This window comes from Rhodococcus sp. BP-332, assembly GCF_019836065.1.
In the GTDB taxonomy this organism is placed as follows: Bacteria; Actinomycetota; Actinomycetes; order Mycobacteriales; family Mycobacteriaceae; genus Rhodococcoides.
This window is the reverse complement of the sequence record NZ_JABUEC010000003.1, coordinates 125,663-147,040: the sequence shown is the minus strand read 5'-3', so window position 1 is coordinate 147,040 and position 21,378 is coordinate 125,663. Positions and strand designations below refer to the sequence as shown.

19 protein-coding genes and 1 tRNA gene are annotated in these 21,378 nt (G+C 69.2%); 9 read left to right on the top strand and 11 right to left on the bottom strand.

What is annotated here, in order from left to right; translation table 11 throughout:
• Window positions 1-13: 13 nt before the first annotated feature.
• On the bottom strand, window positions 14-604 hold the full coding sequence (locus HQ314_RS11870; protein ID WP_027504068.1) for a TetR/AcrR family transcriptional regulator: 591 nt from the start codon (window positions 602-604) through the stop codon (window positions 14-16).
• Between the two features lie 206 nt (window positions 605-810).
• On the opposite strand from HQ314_RS11870, the gene HQ314_RS11865 reads away from it, so the two are divergent.
• From HQ314_RS11865 to HQ314_RS11855, 3 genes are all read left to right on the top strand, one after another.
• Window positions 811-881, top strand: a tRNA-Gln gene (locus HQ314_RS11865).
• Between the two features lie 107 nt (window positions 882-988).
• Window positions 989-2,467: a bifunctional UDP-N-acetylglucosamine diphosphorylase/glucosamine-1-phosphate N-acetyltransferase GlmU gene (gene glmU, locus HQ314_RS11860; RefSeq protein ID WP_222650162.1), complete on the top strand. Its 1,479-nt coding sequence runs from the start codon at window positions 989-991 to the stop codon at window positions 2,465-2,467.
• Window positions 2,468-2,471: 4 nt separating this feature from the next.
• Window positions 2,472-3,455, top strand: coding sequence for a ribose-phosphate diphosphokinase (locus HQ314_RS11855; protein ID WP_204866510.1), 984 nt, complete (start codon window positions 2,472-2,474; stop codon window positions 3,453-3,455).
• Between the two features lie 66 nt (window positions 3,456-3,521).
• On the opposite strand, the gene egtD is transcribed toward HQ314_RS11855, so the two are convergent.
• Genes egtD through egtA form a run of 4 tightly spaced genes read right to left on the bottom strand, consistent with a single transcriptional unit; the run spans window position 3,522 to window position 7,871 of the window.
• The gene (gene egtD / locus HQ314_RS11850; RefSeq protein ID WP_222650161.1) at window positions 3,522-4,508 is read right to left on the bottom strand and encodes an L-histidine N(alpha)-methyltransferase; all 987 of its coding nucleotides are present in this window, start codon (window positions 4,506-4,508) and stop codon (window positions 3,522-3,524) included.
• A gap of 49 nt (window positions 4,509-4,557) precedes the next feature.
• Window positions 4,558-5,289, bottom strand: a complete 732-nt coding sequence (gene egtC, locus HQ314_RS11845) for an ergothioneine biosynthesis protein EgtC (RefSeq protein ID WP_222650160.1) — start codon at window positions 5,287-5,289, stop codon at window positions 4,558-4,560.
• Window positions 5,290-5,292: 3 nt separating this feature from the next.
• Window positions 5,293-6,621 (bottom strand): ergothioneine biosynthesis protein EgtB, encoded by a 1,329-nt coding sequence (gene egtB / locus HQ314_RS11840; protein WP_222650159.1) that lies wholly within the window; start codon window positions 6,619-6,621, stop codon window positions 5,293-5,295.
• On the bottom strand, window positions 6,618-7,871 hold the full coding sequence (gene egtA, locus HQ314_RS11835; RefSeq protein WP_222650158.1) for an ergothioneine biosynthesis glutamate--cysteine ligase EgtA: 1,254 nt from the start codon (window positions 7,869-7,871) through the stop codon (window positions 6,618-6,620). Before egtA ends, egtB begins: the two co-directional genes overlap by 4 nt.
• A 152-nt stretch (window positions 7,872-8,023) precedes the next feature.
• Here egtA and HQ314_RS11830 point away from each other — a divergent pair, with 152 nt between their 5' ends.
• The 3 genes from HQ314_RS11830 to pth all read left to right on the top strand — a co-directional run bounded on the left by HQ314_RS11830 (window position 8,024) and on the right by pth (window position 10,821).
• The gene (locus HQ314_RS11830) at window positions 8,024-9,229 is read left to right on the top strand and encodes an aminotransferase class V-fold PLP-dependent enzyme (RefSeq protein WP_222650157.1); all 1,206 of its coding nucleotides are present in this window, start codon (window positions 8,024-8,026) and stop codon (window positions 9,227-9,229) included.
• Between the two features lie 246 nt (window positions 9,230-9,475).
• Window positions 9,476-10,135: a 50S ribosomal protein L25/general stress protein Ctc gene (locus HQ314_RS11825; protein ID WP_056447089.1), complete on the top strand. Its 660-nt coding sequence runs from the start codon at window positions 9,476-9,478 to the stop codon at window positions 10,133-10,135.
• Window positions 10,136-10,242: 107 nt separating this feature from the next.
• A complete protein-coding gene (gene pth / locus HQ314_RS11820) occupies window positions 10,243-10,821 on the top strand; it encodes an aminoacyl-tRNA hydrolase (protein WP_222627615.1) in 579 nt (192 codons plus the stop codon).
• A gap of 10 nt (window positions 10,822-10,831) precedes the next feature.
• Here the strand turns inward: pth and HQ314_RS11815 are convergent, their stop codons facing one another.
• Entirely contained in the window at window positions 10,832-12,466 is a 1,635-nt protein-coding gene (locus HQ314_RS11815; RefSeq protein ID WP_222650156.1) for a fatty acyl-AMP ligase, read from the bottom strand.
• 164 nt (window positions 12,467-12,630) lie between these two features.
• On the opposite strand from HQ314_RS11815, the gene HQ314_RS11810 reads away from it, so the two are divergent.
• Together HQ314_RS11810 and HQ314_RS11805 are read left to right on the top strand one after the other, a co-directional pair.
• Complete coding sequence (locus tag HQ314_RS11810; RefSeq protein ID WP_222650155.1) at window positions 12,631-14,271, top strand: peptide chain release factor 3; 1,641 nt, start codon at window positions 12,631-12,633, stop codon at window positions 14,269-14,271.
• 290 nt (window positions 14,272-14,561) lie between these two features.
• Complete coding sequence (locus HQ314_RS11805; protein WP_231476131.1) at window positions 14,562-14,906, top strand: hypothetical protein; 345 nt, start codon at window positions 14,562-14,564, stop codon at window positions 14,904-14,906.
• Between the two features lie 194 nt (window positions 14,907-15,100).
• Here HQ314_RS11805 and HQ314_RS11800 read toward each other — a convergent pair whose 3' ends face one another.
• From HQ314_RS11800 to HQ314_RS11785, 4 genes are all read right to left on the bottom strand, one after another.
• Window positions 15,101-15,781: a fasciclin domain-containing protein gene (locus HQ314_RS11800; protein WP_027504081.1), complete on the bottom strand. Its 681-nt coding sequence runs from the start codon at window positions 15,779-15,781 to the stop codon at window positions 15,101-15,103.
• A 163-nt stretch (window positions 15,782-15,944) separates the two neighbouring features.
• A complete protein-coding gene (locus HQ314_RS11795) occupies window positions 15,945-16,619 on the bottom strand; it encodes a DUF4166 domain-containing protein (protein WP_222650154.1) in 675 nt (224 codons plus the stop codon).
• Between the two features lie 61 nt (window positions 16,620-16,680).
• A complete protein-coding gene (locus HQ314_RS11790) occupies window positions 16,681-18,465 on the bottom strand; it encodes an ABC-F family ATP-binding cassette domain-containing protein (protein WP_027504083.1) in 1,785 nt (594 codons plus the stop codon).
• A complete protein-coding gene (locus HQ314_RS11785) occupies window positions 18,465-19,415 on the bottom strand; it encodes a 4-(cytidine 5'-diphospho)-2-C-methyl-D-erythritol kinase (protein WP_027504084.1) in 951 nt (316 codons plus the stop codon). The genes HQ314_RS11790 and HQ314_RS11785 overlap by 1 nt, the downstream gene beginning before the upstream one ends.
• An 85-nt stretch (window positions 19,416-19,500) precedes the next feature.
• Between HQ314_RS11785 and HQ314_RS11780 the strand changes: the two genes are divergently transcribed.
• The gene (locus tag HQ314_RS11780; protein ID WP_222650153.1) at window positions 19,501-20,499 is read left to right on the top strand and encodes a YafY family protein; all 999 of its coding nucleotides are present in this window, start codon (window positions 19,501-19,503) and stop codon (window positions 20,497-20,499) included.
• On the opposite strand, the gene rsmA is transcribed toward HQ314_RS11780, so the two are convergent.
• Window positions 20,487-21,344 carry a 16S rRNA (adenine(1518)-N(6)/adenine(1519)-N(6))-dimethyltransferase RsmA gene (gene rsmA, locus HQ314_RS11775; RefSeq protein ID WP_051613059.1) on the bottom strand — a complete coding sequence of 286 codons (858 nt, stop codon included), beginning with the start codon at window positions 21,342-21,344 and terminating at the stop codon, window positions 20,487-20,489. The two genes, HQ314_RS11780 and rsmA, sit on opposite strands and share 13 nt — an antisense overlap.
• Window positions 21,345-21,378: the final 34 nt, after the last annotated feature.

Below are 21,378 nucleotides of genomic sequence, written 5' to 3'. Positions count from 1 at the left end.
GACACTCGCGCTTTCAGCTCCCCAACCGGGGATCGGGCTCCAGATTCGTGAGCCCGTTCCAGCACAGGTTCACGATGTGCGCGGCCACCACCTCTTTCGAGGGAGACCGTTCGTCCAGCCACCATTGCGCCGTCATCGACACCATTCCGACCAATGCCTGGGCGTACAGCTGGGCATTGGCCGGGTCGATGTCTCGGCGGGAGAAGTCGCCCGCCAGGATGTGCCCCACCTGGCCGACGGCGTCGTTCAGCAGGCTCGAGTACGTCCCCTCGGCCGCGGCGACCGGGGAGTCGCGCACGAGGATGCGGAACCCGTCGCTGCGCTCCTCGACGTACGTCAACAGGGCCAGCGCCACCCGTTCGACCCGGATCCGGGACCGGTTCTCTGTCAGCGACGACGTGATCATGGACAGCAGCGTGGACATCTCGCGGTCCACCACCACGGCGTAGAGACCCTCCTTGCCGCCGAAGTGCTCGTACACGACCGGCTTGCTCACCTGCGCGCGTTGCGCGATCTCCTCGATGGACGTGGCCTCGTAGCCACGCTCGGCGAACAGCGTGCGGCCGATCTCGATCAACTGGGCCCGGCGCGCGGTCCCCGTCATCCGGACGCGGGGCGCACGATCCGGTAGGGCGGCGTCACCGGGTGCACGCGGCTGATCGGGCTCGCGGGGCGCGTCGGGCGTCGAGGTCATGGAATCACTGTGACACGCGAGCACTGCGCGGCGAGTGAGGCCTGCGGAGCGTTTTACGGAGCGGGTGCACTCGTGCGAGGATCGACGCGCTCGGCGCACGCCAGCCGAGGCTGTGATCCGCCGTGGTGTAATGGCAGCACCTCTGATTTTGGTTCAGATAGTTCAGGTTCGAATCCTGGCGGCGGAGCCGTGACGCCACAGCGGCGGAACTGCTGTCGTAGGGCGGCGGAGCCGTGGCGACGAGTGTGGCGGGTCCCCCGCCCGGGACACATCCGAAGTCGGTCGAGGAGATTCATGACGTCGAAGGTCGCTGTAGTCGTGCTCGCCGCGGGGGCGGGAACCCGAATGCGATCGAAGATTCCGAAGGTTCTGCACGAACTGGCCGGTCGGTCCATGCTCGCGCACGCTCTGCACGCGGCCGACGGGGTGGACCCCGATCACCTCGTCACCGTCGTCGGGCACGACCGCGAGAAGGTCTCGGCCGCCGTCGCCGATCTGGCCGAGACGTTGGGTCGCACCATCGACATCGCGGTGCAGGCCGAACAGCACGGCACCGGTCACGCGGTGCAGTGCGGCCTCGCGTCGCTGCCCGCCGACTTCGACGGCACCGTGGTGGTCACCGCGGGGGACGTGCCACTGCTCGACGCCCACACTCTGCAGGCACTGCTGCACGATCACCACTCCTCCGCGGAGCCCGTCGCGGTGTCGGTGCTCACCTTCGTCCCCGACGACGCGAACGGCTACGGCCGCATCGTCCGCGACGGGTCCGGCCAGGTCCAGGAGATCGTCGAGCACGCCGACGCGACTCCCGATCAGCTGACCATCACCGAGGTGAACTCGGGTGTCTACGCCTTCGACGCGCAGTCGCTGCGGGTGGCTCTCGACTCGCTCGGCACCGACAACGCGCAGCACGAGCTGTACCTGACCGACGTCCTGAAGATCTCGCGCCGACGCGGCCTGCCGGTGTTCAGCACCCAGCTCACCGACCCGTCGCTGGTGCGCGGCGTGAACGACCGAGTGCAGCTGTCCGAGGTCACCCGCATCCTCAACGAGCACATCCTCGCCCGCCACATGCGCGCCGGCGTGACCGTGATCGACCCGTCGTCGACGTGGGTGGACATCGAGGTCGCCGTCGGACGCGACGCCGTGCTGCACCCCGGCACGCAGTTGCACGGACGCACCGTCATCGGCGAGGACGCGATCATCGGGCCCGACACGACACTCACCGACGTGTCGGTCGGCGAGGGCGCGACGGTGGTCCGCTCGCACGGATCCGACTCGGTGATCGGTGCCGGAGCGACGGTCGGGCCCTTCACCTACCTGCGGCCGAACAGCGACCTCGGCGACCACGGCAAGCTCGGCGCCTTCGTGGAGACCAAGAACGCGACCATCGGAGCACACTCCAAGGTGCCGCACCTGACCTACGTCGGCGACGCCAGCATCGGCGAGCACTCCAACATCGGTGCCTCCAGCGTCTTCGTCAACTACGACGGCGTCGGCAAGAGCCGCACCGAGATCGGTTCGCACGTGCGCACCGGTTCCGACACCATGTTCATCGCGCCGGTGCGCGTGGGCGACGGGGCCTACACGGGCGCCGGAACCGTCCTACGCCATGATGTACCGGCGGGAGCGCTCGCCGTCTCCGGTGGTCCGCAACGGATCATCGAGGGCTGGGTGCAGAAGAAACGTCCGGGAACGCCGGCGGCAGAGGCCGCCGAACGCGCCCGTTCGACCGAGGAATCACACGTGCACGAACCGAAGGACGGCGAGTAGAGCAGTGACCACAGCCAACTGGATCGACAACCAGAAGAACTTGATGCTCTTCTCCGGTCGCGCTCATCCCGAGCTCGCCGAGCAGGTGGCGAAGGAACTCGGGATCGAGGTCACCCCGCAGACCGCCCGCGACTTCGCGAACGGCGAGATCTTCGTCCGCTTCGAGGAGTCCGTCCGCGGTTCCGACGCCTTCGTGCTCCAGAGCCACCCGTTCCCGTTGAACACGTGGCTCATGGAACAGCTCATCATGATCGACGCGCTCAAGCGCGGATCCGCGAAGCGCATCACCGCGATCCTGCCGTTCTACCCCTACGCCCGCCAGGACAAGAAGCACCGCGGCCGCGAGCCGATCTCCGCGCGCCTGGTCGCCGATCTGCTCAAGACGGCCGGTGCCGACCGCATCATCACGGTCGATCTCCACACCGACCAGATCCAGGGCTTCTTCGACGGCCCGGTCGACCACATGCACGCGCACAGCCAGCTCGCCGACCACATCCGTGAGGGCTACAACCTCGAGCACATCACCGTGGTCTCCCCCGACTCCGGCCGCGTGCGCGTCGCGGAGAAGTGGGCCGACTCGCTCGGCGGGGCGCCGCTGGCGTTCATTCACAAGACGCGAGATCCGTTGGTGCCCAACCAGGTCAAGTCGAATCGAGTCGTCGGTGACGTCGAGGGACGCACCTGCATCCTGATCGACGACATGATCGACACCGGTGGCACCATCGCCGGCGCGGTGAAGGTGCTCAAGGAGGCCGGCGCGGGCGACGTCGTCATCGCCGCCACGCACGGCGTGCTGAGCCACCCGGCCGCCGAGCGCCTCGCGTCGTGCGGCGCCAAGGAGGTCGTCGTGACCAACACGCTGCCCATCAGTGACGACAAGCTGTTCCCGTCGCTGACTGTGCTCTCCATCGCACCCCTGCTCGGCAAGACCATCCGTGAGGTCTTCGAGAACGGGTCCGTCACCAGCCTGTTCAACGGCAACGCCTGAGAAACGACGTCACCGACCGACACTCCCCGCGGACCTCGTCCGCGGGGAGTGTCGTCGTCGGGCGCCCTACTTCCGGGCCAGCACCAGGGCGAAGCGCTCGTCGGAATCGGTCCAGAACTCGTCGACCGTCAGCCCCGCCGCGGCCAGTTCGCCGGTGATCGACTCGCGTCGGAACTTGGCGGAGATCTCGGTCCGCATCTCCTCGCCCGCCGCGAACTGCACGTTCAGGTCGAGGTCCGCGACGCGCACCGTGTGGTCGCGACGTGCGCGCAGCCGCATCTCGATCCACTCGTTGCGCTCGTCCCACACGGCGACGTGCTCGAAGTCGTCCATGTCGAAGTCGGCGTTCAGCTGTCCGTTCAACACGGAGAGCACGTTCAGGTCGAACTGCGCCGTCACTCCCTGCGCGTCGTCGTACGCGGGCACCAGAATCGCGGGGTCGATGACCAGCCCGACCCCGAGCAACAGGAACTCCCCCGTGTCGAGGGTGTTCGAGATGGCGGAGAGGAACTCGGCGCGCTCCTGCGGCACGAGGTTCCCCAGCGTGCCGCCCAGGAACGCCAACGTCCTGCGCCCGCCGGTGGGGACCCAGAACAGACCACTGTCCGGGCCGCCGGTGCTCGTGAAATCGCTCACCACACCGTGGATCTCGAGGTCCGGGTACTGGCGCGACAACTCCTCCATCGCACCGGTCAACGCCGACGGCGACACGTCCTGCGGGACGTAGCGACGCAGGGTGCCGTGTTCCAGACCCGCGGACAGCAGCACCCGGGTCTTGTCCGACGATCCGGAGCCCAACTCGACCAGCACCTCCACTCCCGTCACGCGGGCGATCTCCGCGGCCCGTTCGGTCAGCAGGGCGCGCTCGGTGCGCGTCGGGTAGTACTCGTCCAACTCGGTGATGCGCTCGAACAGTTCGCTGCCCACGGCATCGTAGAAGTACTTCGGCGGCAACCATTTCGGCGTCGCGGTGAGCCCGCGGCGGGCATCTTCCCGCAGCGATTCCTGTAGATCACCCTCGGTGATGTGGATGTCCAGTGACGGCGCTGTCATGACGAACTCCTCGGTGCTGACGAGCATGGAAGGTGCAGGGGTGGAGCGGTCAGAAGGTGGTGATGTTCACGGATCCCGGTCGGGCGGAGACGAGGCACCGATCGGGCACCTGCTGCCATCCGGGCAGATCGTCGAGCGGTTCGGACGCGAGGACGACGCTGTCCTCGTCGTACCGGACGGAGAGCGAGTGGTGGAGCGTCGTCGCCCAGAGCGACTCGCCGTCGCCGAGCAGCAGGTTGACGCGCGAGTCCGGGGCGGCGGCGTCGACGTCCGCCAGCAGACCGGCGAGTGCGTCCGCCGGATCGCGGTCCAGTAGCCGCTGCTGCAGAATCGCCCACAGCACAGCGGAATCCGTGGGTGCCGCCAACCGCAGCAGCGACTCGACGGGCACCTTCTCGGCGAGCGCGGAGACCGACTGCGGCCATCCGCGCACGACACCGTTGTGGCTGAACGCCCATCGACCCTCGACGAAGGGCGCGCACGCCGACCGCTCGACGGGCATGCCGACAGTGGCGGACCGCACGGCCCCCATCACCGCCACCGAGCGGACGTGGGTGAGCGTGTCGGTGACGGCCGGGTCACCCCACATCGGCATCGCACTCCGATACGACGACGCGGTGCCGTTCGACCACCAGGCCGCACCGAAGCCGTCCGCGTTGATCGTGCCGCCGCCGCGCATCTCGCGGGGTGCGTACGACTGGGTGAGCAGCGATGTCGGGCCCGCGGTGAGCACGTCTCCGACGGTGCGCGCGGGTCCGAGATAGCCGACGTGTCGGCACATCCGCTACCGGTGTCCCACGTCGCGGGCGCACCGGAAGCCGGCGAAGATCTGGCGCCGGATCGGGTGGTCCCAGTTGCGGAACGTCGCGCGGACCGCCGTCTGGTCGGTGCCGAACGAGCCGCCGCGCAACACCTTGTAGTCGCCGCCGAAGAACACCTCGGAGTACTCCGGGTAGGGGAACATCTCGAACCCGGGGTACGGCTCGAAGTCGGACGACGTCCACTCCCAGACGTCCCCCATCAGCTGCTCGACGCCGAGCGGCGAGGCTCCCTCGGGATACGCGCCGACGTCGGCGGGTTCGAGGTGGCGTTGACCGAGATTCGCGTGCCGGTCGTCGGCGTCGTCGTCGCCCCAGGGGTTGCGCCGGGAGAGCCCGGACGCGGGGTCGAAGCGTGCCGCCTTCTCCCATTCCGCCTCGGTCGGCAGGCGCTTGCCGGCCCAGCGGGCGTAGGCGTCGGCTTCGAACCAGCTGACGTGAACCACGGGCTGCGCTGCTCGAATCTGCTTCGCACGTCCGAAGACTCGACGCCACCACACACCGTCGTCGTCCTGCGACCAGAACTGCGGCGCGGTGAGACCGGCCTCGGTGCGGTGTGCCCAGCCGCGTTCGGTCCACAGCTCCTCGCGGTCGTAGCCACCGTCGGCGATGAACTGGAGGTACTCGCCGTTGGTCACCGGAGCCGCGTCGATCGCGAAGGTGGGCACCTCGACAGTGTGCGCGGGCCGCTCGTTGTCGAGGGCCCACGGATCGTCGCCGGTTCCCATCTCGAACGCGCCACCGGGGACGATGACCTCGACGTCGTGGGCGGGCGGCAGCTGGGCGCGGGGAGCGTCGGGTGCGTCCAGCACGGCGTCGCCGGTGCGCAGCTGATGTGTCGCCAGCATCGTCTCGTCGTGCTGCTGTTCGTGCTGCGCGACCATCGCGAAGACGAAGCCGTTCTCCACCAGCCGACTCTCGTCGAAGGTGCAGCGCTGCAGCGCATCCAGTGACAGGGCGCGCACGGTGTCGACGTAGGCACGCGCCTCGTCGGGCGACAGCAGATCCAGCCCCGGCCGGGTGGACCGTGCGTGGCGGAACGCGTCGTAGAGGTCGTCGATCTCCGGGTGCACCGCGTCTCGGCCGCCCACGTCGCGGACCAGCCACAGCTCTTCCTGGTTGCCGATGTGGGCGAGATCCCAGACCAGTGGGCTCATCAACGGCGACACCTGCTCGCGCAGCCCGTCCTCGTCGAGGCACCGGGTGAGCGCCAGGGTCCGGGCTCGGCTACGCACCAGCATCGACTCGAGCCGGCCGCGCAGCGCCACCGCGTCGACCGTCGTGTTCGCCGTCATCGTGAGAACTCCTTCCGAGCATCGCCTCGTGGTGGTGTCGCCGCTGTCCCTGGTGCCGTCGGCGGCTGGGCGGCGGAGCAGCGCGTCGCCGCGCGGCCCAGGGCTTCACGCGCCTCGCCGTGGCTGGAGTCGGCCGCGAGTGTCAGCAGCTCCACCGCAGCGCGCCGCAGCGCCTGGTCGGCGAGTCCGTCCCGCGCCGCGTCCTCCCACCTGTTCAGGGTGGGTTCCGCCAGGTCCAGCGCCTGGCCGGCGACCGAGTCGGAGGACAGCAGGGCGTCCACCGCGTACATCGGCACCTCCCACGCCCCGTCGGGTTGGCCGTCGAGGTACCGGATCTCGAGGTGGCCGCTCGCACGCACGAGGGGAAACACCGTCGTCAGGTGGTAGTCCAGGTCGGCCGTCGTGGGGCGCCGACCCATGTCGTCGTCCAGGTCACCCTCGAGCCACTGGGCGAACGTGGCCTCGCGCGGCGGCGCGGCGAGGCGCCCGTCGCGTCGCACACACAGGAGCGGGACGTCCATGACCCAGGTTGCGTAGTCGCGGACGGGATCGACCCCGAGCGGAACACGCGTGCGGGTGCGGTCCAGTTCGAACCAGGTGCGCATGCGCTGCGAGGCCCACCGACCGTCGGGAACGCCGTACAGAGCGGGCGTGGTCGCGAACGCCGCCAGTAATGCCGGACCCACGGCATGCACTGTGGCCCAGCGCCGTCGGATCTGCTCGTCGTCGCCGCCGGCGTCCACACTGACCTGGACCGCGGCCGTGTTGCACATCATGAGCTTGCCGTACGGGCCGTACTGCTCGAAGCGCTGCTCCATCGCGCAGTAGCGCGGCAGCGTGAGCAGGCGGTCGGGAGGTCGCAGCGTGTCCGCGCCGCCTCCGGCGAGGGAGATCCCGTGCGAGTCGAGCAGGCGGGTCAACGTCTGCTCGTCGTCGCGCAACGCCTCGACGACGGAGGCGAGGGACGTGGCGGGCGAGGACGACAATTCGATCTGACCACCGGGCTCGACGGAGACGACACTTCCGGAGCGGAGGGCGAGTGCGGGGGACTCGGGCCGAAGAGACTGCGGGGTGTGGGCACCCAGTGCCTCGGCGAGCGAGTCGAGAGTGGGACGTGCACCGGACGGGGTCCGGGTGAACCATTCGAGTTCTGCGCCGATCAGAGTCGGCGGCCCCACCTTGAAACAGACCCGGGCGAGGTATGCCTCGGCGGCGGGCCGCGAACTGAGAGTGCCGGAAACGGCCGTCATGGATGCCTCCGCGGGGTGACGGTGGAGCGTGAAGTGGAACGGGCACTGCGTACGGGAAGAGGAACGGACACTGCGTGTCCGGATGACGTCTACCCCCGCCCTTCACAGACTAATCGCTCCCGCGCGCGGTCGCCGGTAGTGTCGGCGTCACTGTGAACGCCACCCCCGAGACGGACACCGTCGACGTGCTCGCCGCCCGCGCCGACACCCCTGCCGCCGAGCACGGGGTGTTCCTCGACAGCGCCGGCTCGTCGCTGCCGCCACAGCGCGTCGTCGAGACGGTCGTCGAGCACCTGCGCCGTGAGGCCGAGGTGGGCGGATACCGCGCAGCGCGTGAACGCTCGGAGGATCTCGCCGCGGTGCGCACGTCCGTGGAGATGCTGATCGGAGCCCCGACCGGCACCGTGGCACTGTCCGACAGCGCCACGCGGGCCTGGTGCGACTTCTTCTACGCGGTACCGCTCTCCCCCGGTGACCGCATCCTGGTCTCCACCGTCGAGTACGCCACCAACGCGATCGCCGCACTGCAGCGGGCGCGGGCGACCGGCGCGGTGGTCGACACCATTCCCGTGGACCCGTCCGGACGCATCGATCTCGAGGCTCTCGAGCGGATGATGGACGACCGCGTCGCGCTGGTCTCGCTCGTGCACGCGCCGACCAACGGCGGCCTGCTGAACCCGGTCCGGGAGATCGTCGACCTGGCCCACCGTCACGGGGCCCTCGTGCTGCTGGACGCCTGTCAGTCGGTGGGCCAGATCGCCCTCGACGTGGCGGAGCTCGGTGTGGACGCTCTCTCCGCGACGGGACGCAAGTGGCTGCGAGGACCGCGCGGCACCGGTTTCCTTCACGTCGCCCCGTCGGTGCTCGACACCCTGGAGCCGCGATCCCTGGATCTGCACAGTGCGTCCTGGACCGGCCCCGACTCCTACACCGTCGCCGACGACGCGCGCCGGTTCGAGACATGGGAACACGACGTCGCCGCCCGGCTCGGTCTCGGCGCCGCCGTCGATCTCCTGCTCGAACTCGGACCGAGCGCGGTGGAGGCCGCGGTACGTGTGCGGGCCGAGCGGCTGCGGAACGCCCTCGCCGAGGTGCACGGCATCGCGGTGCACGACCTGGGCGACCACCACACCGGCATCGTGACCTTCACCGTCGAGGGCGCCGCGCCCGCCGCGCTGAAGGACGCACTGGCGGAGCGCGGCATCACCGTCTCCGTCAGCCCGGCGTCGTCGACTCTGCTCGACATGACGGCCCGCGGACTGGACTCCGTCGTCCGGGCGTCTCCCCACTACTTCCTGACCCTCGATCAGATCGATCACGCCGTGGACGAGTGCCGGGCTCTGTCGTCGGAGCGGTGACCCGCCGCCAACGGTGACGAGCAGGGGCGATTCGCGGCCGATCGGCGCGTTCGGGTAGTGTTCACGCCGTTGTCTCGGCGAGGGTGACGAGTGCGCAGTGCGTACGTCACCGTGATCGACGCAGGCGCGGTCTCGCAGCCGTCCTCGTTCGTGTCCACGCCGAGCGAGTAGTACCCGCAGCAGTCACACCGGACCGCAGCCGTTTCAGACCGCAGTCACACCAGATCTTCCGAGGAGCCCCGTCCCATGGCCAACGTTCTCAACGCCACCGTCCGCACCGAGTTCGGCAAGGGCGCAGCCCGCCGCACCCGCCGCGACGGTCTCGTCCCCGCCGTCCTGTACGGACACGCCACCGAGCCCAAGCACCTCTCGCTCCCGTCCCGCGAGTTCGCCGCCGTGCTCCGCGCCGACGGCACCAACGCCGTCATCGAGCTCCAGGTCGATGGCGAGAAGCACCTCGCCCTCACCAAGTCGGTCGTGGTCCACCCGATCCGTAACTACATCGAGCACGCCGACCTCCTCGTCATCCGTCGCGGCGAGAAGGTCACCGTCGAGATCAACGTCGTCGTCACCGGCGACGCGGCGCCCGGCGCCCTCGTCACCACCGATGCCAACGTCATCGAGATCGAGGTCGACGCGACCCAGATCCCCGAGCAGTTCGAGGTCTCCGTCGAGGACGCCGAGATCGGCACCCAGATCCTCGCCTCGTCGATCGAGCTGCCGTCCGGCGCGACGCTGATCTCCGATCCCGAGCTCCTCCTCGTCAACGTCGTCGAGGCGCCCAGCGAGGCTGCACTCGAGGCCGAGGGCGCGGGCGATCTCGCCAGCAACGTCGCCGCCGAGGAAGAGGAGGCTGTCGAGGACAGCTCCGCCGCCGACGAGGCCGCAGCAGCAGACGAGAACTGATCCACCGAGCACCACCGCGGCGCGCCTCCCTCACCGGAGGCGCGCCGTTTCTCGTTCCCCCACTCCGCACGACCCCGCACGCCACGAGCTGAAAGCGACTGCCGCACATGACCGATCGCCCTGCTCTCGTCATCGGCCTGGGCAATCCCGGGCCGCAGTACGAGCGCACCCGACACAACGTCGGCGCCGTCGTCGTCGACACCCTGGCGGAGCGGATGCGAGGGTCGTTCTCGTCGCACAAGCGCAGCAACTCCGACGTGCTCCAGGCACGGCTCGGAACTCGCCCGGTCGTGCTGGGGAAGCCGCGGTCGTACATGAACGAGTCCGGGGGCCCGGTCGCCAACCTGGCCCGGTTCTTCTCCGTGGCGCCGGCGGACATCATCGTCGTGCACGACGAACTCGACGTCGATCTGGGTCAGGTGCGGCTCAAGGTCGGCGGCGGGGAGGGCGGGCACAACGGGCTGCGCTCGATCTCGAAGTCGTTGTCCACCAAGGACTACCTCCGTGTCCGGGTCGGGGTGGGGCGGCCGCCCGGCCGGATGGATCCGGCGTCGTACGTGCTCAAGCCCTTCGCCGCGTCCGAGCGCGACGAGGTGGCGGTAGTGCTGGAGGAGGCCGCGGACGCAGTGGAGCTGCTCCTGAAGGGCAGCCTCGAGAACGCGCAGAACCGCATCCACCGACCCTGATGCGCTGAGCTCAGCCGAGGAGCGACGCCGAGTTCGCGCGGCGGAGCTTGCCCGAGGACGTCTTCGGAATGGTGCCGGGACCGAGCACCGCGACCGTGCGAGGACGAACCCCCACTTCCGAGAACACCGCGTGCACGATGTCGTGCTCGATGCGCTTGACCGCATCCGGGTCGGCGATCTCGTTGGTCTCCGCCGCGACCGCGAAGCTCTCCCGCTTCTGCCCCGCGTCGAGACGGATCGCGACGGCATTGCCCGGCCGGACGCCCGCGACGGTGCCCACGGCACGTTCGATGTCGGTCGGATAGATGTTGCGGCCGCCCATGATGATGACGTCCTTGATGCGCCCGCAGACGACGACCAGGCCTTCCTCCGTGAAGTACCCGATGTCTCCGGTGTCGAGCCACCCGTCGTCGTCCTGCGCGGACACCGAGCCCTCCACCGTGATGTATCCGGGCGTCACCGCCGGCCCCCGCACGTGGATGACACCGACGCCGCGACTCGGGAGCACCTGGCCCTCGGCGTCGACGACGCGCCCCTCGAGATTCGGCACCATCCGCCCGAGCGTCGCGAGACGACGGACGTTGCCCCTGGTCGACGGAACGGCGCGGCCCATCACCTCGAGCAGGTCCGCGTCGACCACGTCGAGCACCTGGCCCTGATCACGGACCGGGATCGACACCGCGAGCGTGGTCTCCGCCATCCCGTAGACGGGTGCGAGAGCCGTCGGGGCGAGCCCGAACCGGGCGCCCGCCTCCGCGAGGGCGAGCATCGTGTCGGGATCCACCGGCTCGGCACCGTTCCACGCGTAGCGCAACGACGACAGATCGAGGGCCGTGTCGGCGGACGCCTGCTTCAGCCTGCGCGCGAGCAACGAGTACGCGAAATTGGGGGCGGCGGTGACGGTGCCGCGGTACTTGTCGATCAGCTGGGCCCACAGCAGCGGAGAACGCAGGAAGTCGATCGGCGTGATGCTGACGACCTCGGCACCGACCTGCATCGGCACCGACAGGAACCCGACCATCCCCATGTCGTGGAACAGCGGGAGCCAGCTGACCATCACGTCGTCCTCGAGCGAGTACTCGATCCGATCGATCATCGCGTAGGCGTTGACGTAGAAGTTCTCGTGGGTGATGCGCACGGCCTTGGGAGATCCGGTGGATCCGGACGTGAGCTGCTGCAGCGCGATGTCGGACTCGTCGGTGGGCACGGGATCGGTGTCCTCACCGCCGCGCAGGTCGTCGATCGTCAGCACGGTGATCCCGCGTTCCTCCAGGATGGGCGCCGCGGCGTCGAACGGTGCACCGAGCACCACCGCGGCGGCGTCGATCATCCGGATGACGGTCTCGGTGTCGGCACCCCACACGGCGAGATCGGTGCGCGGCGTCGGCTGATGCAGCATGGTCACGGACGCGCCGCGCATCCACGCCGCCTGGCACGACGGCGCGATGTCCACCGGCTGACCGGCCAGGATGCCGATCGCGTCCCCGCGGGAGACCCCTGCCGCGGCGAGCCCGCCGGCCATCCGGCGCGCGACCGCATGGATGTCGCCCCACGTCTGCCGCAACGGTGCGTCGGGCTCACCGGTGACGAGACCCCGCTCGGTCGTGGCCGCGGTCGCGTACATCTCCTCGGTGAACCTGCTCAACGTCACTCCCTCGTCGGTGGTGCGTGCCGGGTGCGCGCACCACTGTTACATCCGGACGACGGTGACCGCTGTTACGGACGGACGGGCTCGGCGTGTCGGCCGAGTACCCTGGGTACGTTCCGACCAGTGATCCGCACAGCTGCGGTCACCGAAGAAAGGCCTTCGTGAGCACCCCGTCCGTCGACACCGACACCACCACCGCGGTCACCGCCGCCGGCACCACCCCGCCGAAGAACCTCCGGCGCGAGGTGGAGCGTCGTCGCACCTTCGCGGTGATCTCGCATCCCGACGCGGGCAAGTCGACGCTCACCGAGGCCCTGGCTCTGCACGCGCGGAAGATCTCTGAGGCCGGTGCGATCCACGGGAAGTCGGGTCGCCGCTCGACCGTCTCCGACTGGATGGAGATGGAGAAGGCGCGCGGTATCTCCGTCAGTTCGACGGCGCTGCAGTTCGAATACGCCGATCACACCATCAACCTGGTGGACACCCCGGGTCACGCCGACTTCTCGGAGGACACCTACCGCGTGCTGACCGCGGTGGACGCCGCCGTGATGCTGATCGACGCGGCGAAGGGTCTGGAACCGCAGACGCTGAAGCTGTTCCAGGTGTGTCGGCACCGCGGCATCCCGGTCATCACCGTGGTCAACAAGTGGGACCGGCCGGGCCGCTCCCCCCTCGAGCTGCTCGACGAGATCGAGGAGCGCATCGGTCTGACGCCGACCCCGCTGTACTGGCCCGTCGGTATCGCGGGTGACTTCCGCGGACTGCTCGACGTGTCGGAGCACCAGTACATCCACTTCACCCGCACGGCCGGTGGCGCGACCATCGCACCCGAGGAGTTCATGGACTCCGAGGCGGCGCAGTCCCGTGAGGGCGACGACTGGACCACCGCCGTCGAGGAGAGCGAGTTGCTCGTCGAGAGCGGGCAGCGCCACGACGAGGACGAGTTCCTCGCGGGCCGGACGTCTCCGGTGATCTTCGCGTCGGCGATGCTGAACTTCGGCGTACACCAGATCCTCGACACCCTGGTTTCGTTCGCTCCGGCCCCGGGCCCCCGTCCCGACGTGGCCGGTGGTGAGCGCGAGGTCACCGACCCCTTCAGCGCGGTCGTGTTCAAGGTGCAGGCCGGCATGGACACCGCACACCGCGACCGCCTCGCCTTCATGCGCGTGGTCTCCGGAGTCTTCGAGCGCGGCATGGTGGTCACCCATGCCCAGACGGGCAAACCGTTCACGACGAAGTACGCGCTGACGGTGTTCGGCCGCGAGCGCACCACGGTGGAGAACGCCTACCCCGGCGACGTCGTCGGGCTGGTCAACGCCACCGCGCTCGCTCCCGGCCACACGTTGTACGCGGATCGCAAGGTCGAGTTCCCGCCGATCCCGTCCTTCGCTCCCGAGCACTTCGCCGTCCTCCGTGCGGAGAGCGCGAGCAAGTACAAGCAGTTCCGTCGCGCCGTGGATCAGATGGATCAGGAGGGTGTCGTCCAGATCCTCCGCAACGACATCCGCGGAGACGCGTCGCCCGTCCTCGCCGCCGTGGGTCCGATGCAGTTCGAAGTGGTGTCCGCGCGCATGAAGTCGGAGTTCGGCGTCGAGGCGCGCATGGAGCCCCTGGGCTACTCGATCGCTCGACGCACCGACGCGGCGTCCGCCGGGGAGCTCGGTCGCCAGCGCGGCGTCGAGGTGTTCACCCGCACGGACGGCGTGATGTTGGCGCTGGTCAGTGACAAGTGGCGGCTGCAGTACATCCAGAAGGAGCTGCCGGACCTGCTGCTCGAGCCGCTGGTCGCCGCAGCCGACTGATCCTCTGGGACATCTCCACACCACCTCACCCCAAGATTGGTGTCATCTCCAATCCATAGGGTCAAAACTGTTCGCTGTTTCCTTCCCGTGGTACTTTTTTTCTGTTCGAACGTACTTCTGGTTTGTTCTTCGGAAGTACTCGAGTCACGTACCGAGACGATCGAGGAGCAGTCCGAGTAATGAGCGATGGATCAAGTGGGCCCCTTACGGGGATCAAGATCGGCAAGGCACCAGCCCACCGATCCAACGGGACACCTTCGAGCGTCACTCCGAGCAAAAGTGAGGTCGACATGACAACCAGTGATCAGATTTCCGAACACGCGTTGCCTGGCGGCAGCACGTCCACCAACGGATCGTCGAACGGCAGCAGCTTCGCTTCGGGCCGTCACCCGAGCCCCGACCGCCGCACGGCCATGGGCATCGCGTCCATCCGCATCGCGGGACGGCTGACCCAGAACGAGATCACGAGCCGCGACACGCGCCCGATGGATTCCTCCACCGGCCCCGACGAGCTGCTGCAGCTCCTCGGTGAGTACCTCACCTCCGGTGGGCTCGCGAGCCCCGAGCTGCACGTGCGTTCCAACGGCACGACGGTGGTGCTCGATCTGCAGAACCCCGCCAAGGGCTTCCGCTGATCCTCCCCTGACACACGAGAAAGGCCCCCGGCATCGCCGGGGGCCTTTCTCGTGCTGTCGTCATCCGTCCCCGTGACGCACGAAGGCGACCCGAGAAGAATCTCGGGTCGCCTCGTACTACTTCACGACGGACACAGTCGGGGGACGACCGCCGCGAAGAGAGTGTTCGTCCTCATGATCCCTGTGGAGAAGGATCAGGCGGGGGGCATCATGACCGAGTCGACCAGGTAGACGGTCGCGTTGGCGGTCTTGACGCCACCGCAGACCAGGTTCGAGTCGTTGAACTTCAGCGTGTCGCCCTCACCGGTGACGTTGACTGCCTGGCCCTCGACCGAGGTCTGCTCGCCGGCGATGGCGTCGGGAGCGATCTGGCCGGGGATCACGTGGTACGTGAGGATCTTGGTGAGCAGCGCGGAATCGGTCTTCAGCGTCTCGATGGTGGCCGGGTCGATCTTCGCAAACGCGTCGTCGGTCGGGGCGATGACGGTGAACTCGGAGCCGTTCAGCGTGTCGACCAGGTTGACGCCCGGGTTCAGGCCACCGGAGACCGCTGCGGTCAGGGTGGTGAGGATCGGGTTGTTGGAGGCGGCGACGGCGACCGGATCGGCAGCCATTCCGCTCACGGAGCCGGCACCGTCCGGGACCTGCTCGGCGTAGGCGGCGCAGCCCGAGCCGACGAGGTTGGAGGCCGGATCGGCACTCGAGTTCATCGCGGTGGAGGAGGACATGGCCGACGAGGTCATCGACTCCATGCTGCTGCTCGCGGTGGTCTCGGTGGTGCTGCTGCTGTCGTCGGACGAACATGCGGACAGTCCGAGGAGTGCAACTGCTGCGAAGCCGACTGCTACTGCACTCTTGCTCTTGGTGACGCTCATGGCGAGAACCCTTCTTGTACGGATCTGATAGCCGCTCACCGCCGGTGATGATCACCGGCCGCTGTCGGTTGTGTCATCCACCATTCGGATCCGGGTCCCATGGGGGATTGGTGACGGTTGTGAGAAAAATTCCCCACCAGTCACTTCGGGGTCCGACCAGGGATCACTCCCTGGGATCGGTACGCCCCGGCCCCAATTCGGCGGGCAGATCGGTCGGAAGGCAGGTTTCCTGTGTGGCCGTGAACCATCCGGTGTAGCGGAACAGCCGCCCGAGCGTGCGGCCACGCACCTCGATGTCGATGCGGTGGCGCTGCTGCTCCTCGTCCCACCACTCGCGGCCGATGGTCTCCGCCGACAGGAGACCCGGCGGCTTGATCGACCCACGCGGAGCGAGGAACCGGGGCAGACCGCTGTCGAGCCGCAGGCCACCGTCGGCGTCCGCGGAGCATTGGGTGTGCACCACCATGTCGGGGCCGGCACCGATGTAGTCGAGTGCGCCGCGCGATCCCACGACCATCACCGAGTCGAGTGCCACCTCGTGGCCGGGGAACTGGAACCGCCGGACGAACGCCAGCGTGGACCTGCCCAGCTCGTCCGTGTACGCGTAGTTGGCAATGGTGAAGGGGATGTTCTCGCCCGAGTCGGAGGGGACCATCCGCCGCTTGCCACCGAGCCACAGGGCCGGCGGCGGCAGCAGCGGAGAGTGCGTGATGGTCTCCATGACACCGGTGCCGAACTGCGCCACATGATCGTCCGCACCGAAACCGAAGCGCCACTGCACCTTCGGGTGAAGCTTCTCGAACTCCGAGCCCATGACCTCGGACACGACGGATGTCATCGTCACTCCTCGCGCAGAACGCGGTCGCCGATCGACCGCCTGAACGCGAGGGTAGACCGTGTCAGCCCAGTTCCTCGGCCAGCTCCATCCAGCGCTCTTCGACGGAGTCCTTCTCCGCGACGACGGTGAGCAACTCGGCGTTCAGCGACTGCAACGTCGCCGGGTCCGTCGCCGCCTCGGCCAGCGAGACGTGCAGTGCGCGCACCCGATCGTCGAGCTTGACCAGGGAGCGCTCGAGCTTCGAGAGTTCCTTGCGAGCGGCGCGCTCGTCGGCACCGCCCTTGGCCGCGGCCGGCTTCGCTCCCCCGCCCGACGTCATTCCCGGAGCCGCGTCGTCGGCTGCGGCGATTCGCGCGCGACGCCGCAGGTACTCCTCGATGCCACCCGGCAGGTTGGTGAGCTTGCCGTCGCCGAACAGAGCCCACGTCGAGTCGCAGACGCGCTCGATGAGGTACCGGTCGTGACTGATGACGATCATGGTGCCGGCCCAGCCGTCGAGCAGATCCTCGAGCTGCTGCAGCGTGTCGATGTCGAGGTCGTTGGTCGGCTCGTCGAGGAGCAGGACGTTCGGCTCGGACATCAGCACGCGTGTCAGCTGCAGTCGACGGCGCTCGCCACCGGACAGGTCACCGACGGGCGTGCGCTGCCGTGCAGGCGTGAAGCCCAGCCGCTCGGCGAGCTGTCCGGCAGAGATCTCCCTGTCGCCCAACTGGATTCGTTCCGCGACGTCCTGGACCGCCTCGAGCACGCGCATCCCGACGGGCAGGTCGTCGAGCTCCTGGCGGAGCCAGCCGATGCGCACCGTCTTGCCCTCGATGCGGCGGCCCTTCGCGGGTTCGAGCTCGCCGGCGATGGTGCGGAGCAACGTCGTCTTGCCGGAGCCGTTGACGCCGACGAGACCGATGCGCTCCCCCGGCGCGAGGCGCCACGTGAAGTCCTCCACCAGTACGCGGCCGTCCGGGGTCGCCAGCGTGGCGTCCTCGAGCTCGATGACGATGCGGCCCAGCCGGGTCTGCGCGAACTTCGACAACGCGACCGAGTCGCGCGGCGGCGGCACGTCCGAGATGAGGGCCTCGGCGGCCTCGATGCGGTAGCGCGGCTTCGAGGTACGAGCGGGCGGGCCGCGGCGCAGCCAGGCCAGCTCCTTGCGGGCGAGGTTGCGGCGACGATCCTCCGCGGCATCTGCCTGGCGAGAGCGCTCCGCGCGAGCGAAGATCCAGTCGGCGTAGCCGCCCTCGTACGTCTCGACCTGACCGTTCACCACTTCCCAGGTGCGGGTGGCGACGGTATCGAGGAACCACCGATCGTGGGTGACGACGACCAGTGCGGACCGCCGGTTCACCAGATGCTCCGCGAGCCACTGGACGCCCTCGACGTCGAGATGGTTGGTCGGCTCGTCGAGCACGAGCAGGTCGAGGTCCTGCACCAGTGCGGCGGCGAGCGCCGTGCGTCGGCGCTCACCGCCCGACAACTGCTCGACCGGTGCGTCGAGCCCGAGACCGGTGATGCCGATGCCGTCCAGAACGCTGCGGATCCGGGCGTCACCGGCCCACTCGTGCTCGGCGACACCGAGCGGCGCGAGGACGATGTCCCCGATGGTGGACCCGGGCGGCAGGACACCACGCTGCGTCACGACGGCCATCCGGAGTCCTCCCACGCGACTCACCCGGCCCGAGTCGGGCTGCTCGACGCCCGCGAGCACCTCGAGCATGGTGGTCTTGCCGTTGCCGTTCAGGCCCACGACGCCGATGCGCTCGTTCTCCTGGACACCGAGCGAGACGCCGTCGAGGAGCGGCTTCACGCCGAAGGATTTGGAGACCTGCTCCAGGTTGATCAGGTTGGCCATCAGTGTTGTCCCCGGTTCGTGTCGTTCTGGTCGCGTTCGGTGCGCACTCGCGCTCCGCTCACCGGTCCACGTGCCACGCGTACCGTGCGGCAGACGCCGGCGCCGGACAGTTCCGCGCCGACCTCGACCGCATGGTCGGCGGAGGCGCAGAGGAAGGCGCAGGTGGGGCCGGACCCGGAGACGATGCCGGCGATGGCACCCGCCTCGGTGCCGGCGCGCAGGGTGCGGCGAAGGCCTGGTTCGAGGGACAGCGCCGCGGCCTGGAGGTCGTTGCCCAGGAGCGGCCCGACCCGCGCCGGATCGCCCGACGCCAGGGCCTGCATCAGCTCGTCGGGTGCGCCGAGGCGCGGCGGCGCTCCCCGTTCGCGCAGCCGGTCGAGTTCGCGGTAGACCGCGGGAGTCGAGAGACCGCCCTTCGCGAGAGCGAGCACCCAGTGGAAGGAGTTGCGTGAGAGCACCGGCAGCAGCTTCTCGCCGCGACCCGTGCCGACGGCCGTGCCACCGGCGACGGAGAACGGGACGTCGCTACCGAGCTGCGCCGCGAAGTCCATGATCTTCTCGCGGGACAGGCCGAGGTTCCAGAGCGCGTCCAGCGCGACGACGGTCGCGGCCGCGTCGGCGCTGCCCCCGGCCATGCCCCCCGCGACGGGAATGCCCTTGTCGATGCTGATGGCGACGGCCGGCCGACGACCGGCATGGGCGGCGACGAGTTCGGCCGCCTTCCACGCCAGGTTGGTGTGGTCGGTGGGAACGATGCCCGCATCGTCCCCGTACACGCTGACGGACAGTGTCTCCGCGGCCACGACGGAGACGTCGTCGACGAGGGAGAGCGCGTGGAAGACGGTGGTGAGTTCGTGGTAGCCGTCGGGGCGCAGGTCACCCACGGCAAGGTGCAGATTGACCTTGGCGGGAGCGCGGACCGAGACCGGCCGCGGAACGACTGTGAGCACGTCTCATCACTGTAGTCGGCGTGCGCCCGAGTACCGAACCGGATCGAGGACCCGAACTGTCCGCTGTCGGGTGCATCATGTCGACATGCGCGAGACGTCCGCCCGACTGCTGGCTCTGCTGTCGTTGCTGCAGACCCGGCGCGACTGGTCCGGGGCCGATCTGGCCGAACGGCTGCAGATCACCCCGCGCACCGTGCGCCGTGACGTCGACCGGCTGCGGTCGCTGGGCTATCCGGTGGACGGAACGGTCGGCGTCGGCGGCGGGTATCGGCTGGGTGCCGGCGCGGAGATGCCACCCCTGCTGCTGACGGACGACGAGGTGATCGCCGTGGCGCTCGGGCTGCAGAGCGGCGCGTCCGCGTCCGTCACCGGCACCGCGGAGTCGTCGATCGGGGCCCTCACCAAGCTGCGGCAGGTGATGCCGTCACGGTTGCGTCACCGACTCGACGCACTGCAGATCGACGTCGTGCAGTCACGTCCGGTGCAGTCGAGCGTCGACGCGTCGGTACTGACGGCACTGGCGACCGTGTGTCAGAACCACGAACGCCTGCGGTTCGACTACCGCACCCACGGCGGGGACACCATGCGGCGTGAGGTGGAGCCGTACCGGCTCGTGCGGTCGGGGTTGCGGTGGTACCTCGTGGGCTGGGACCTCGCCCGTGAGGACTGGCGGTCGTTCCGCGTCGACCGCCTCGATCCGAAGGTGCCGACGGGGCCTCGCTTCACTCCTCGGGCCCTGCCCGAGGGCGGCGCCGCGGAGTTCGTGTCGAGGGGCATCGATCAGGCGTTCTCGGCCGCCCGCGGACGGGTCGTGCTGCACGTGCCGTTCGAACGGGTCGAGGACCGCGTCGATCCGCAGTGGGGCACCCTCGCCCGGCTCGACGACGAGCGGTGCGAGGTCTCGATCACCGCGGACACCTACCCGTCGATGGCGCGGTGGCTCGCCGCCTTCGACGTGGACTTCACGGTGTGCGGCCCACAGGAGTTGATCGACGCCTGCGAGGTCGAGTCACGGCGACTCGACCGTGTCGCCGCCCGATACGCCCGTGCCCGCGACGAGCACCGCCCGTGTCAGGACTCGTGACCACCGGTAGTCTGCGCCAGTCGGACGAACGCGGCGGCGTCGAGCGTCTCCCCGCGCGCCGACGGGTCGATCCCGGCCTCGACGAGCCGCGTCTCCGCCATGGCCGCCGATCCGGCCCACCCCGCCAGAGCCGCACGTAACGTCTTGCGCCGCTGCGCGAATGCCGCGTCCACGACGGCGAAAAGAGTGCGGCGGAACGTCTCGTCCATCGGCCACTGCGGATTCTCGTGCCGATCGACGCGCACCAGACCCGACTCCACCTGCGGCACCGGCCAGAACACCGAACGGCCCACGGCGCCCGCGCGGCGGACGTCGCCGAAGTACGCGGCCTTCACACTCGGCACCCCGTAGGTCTTGCTGCCGGGAGGAGCCGCCAGCCGGTCCGCCACCTCCGACTGCACCATCACCAGCGCGGTGCGCAGGGTGGGGATCAGGGCGAGCAGGTGCAGCAGCACCGGCACCGCCACGTTGTACGGGAGGTTGGCGACCAGTGCTGTCGGCGCGCCGGGAATCTCGTCGCGACGCACGCGCAGAGCGTCGGCACCGACCACCGCCAACCGGTCGACTCGCGACTCGGCGCGCTCGGCGACGGTCTGCGGAAGACGCTGCGCCAGAACGGGGTCGATCTCGACGGCGACCACGTCGTGCACGACGTCGAGCAACGCCAGGGTCAGCGATCCGAGTCCCGGCCCCACCTCGAGCACCGTGTCGTCCGGACCGACTCCGGCCGCGGTCACGATGCGTCGCACCGTGTTCGCGTCGTGGACGAAGTTCTGGCCGAGGGTCTTGGTGGGCCGGACGCCCAGCTCGGCCGCGAGGGTGCGCACCTCCGCGGGCCCCAGCAGGCGGACGCGTGCCGGGCCGGCTGCGGAATCGGAC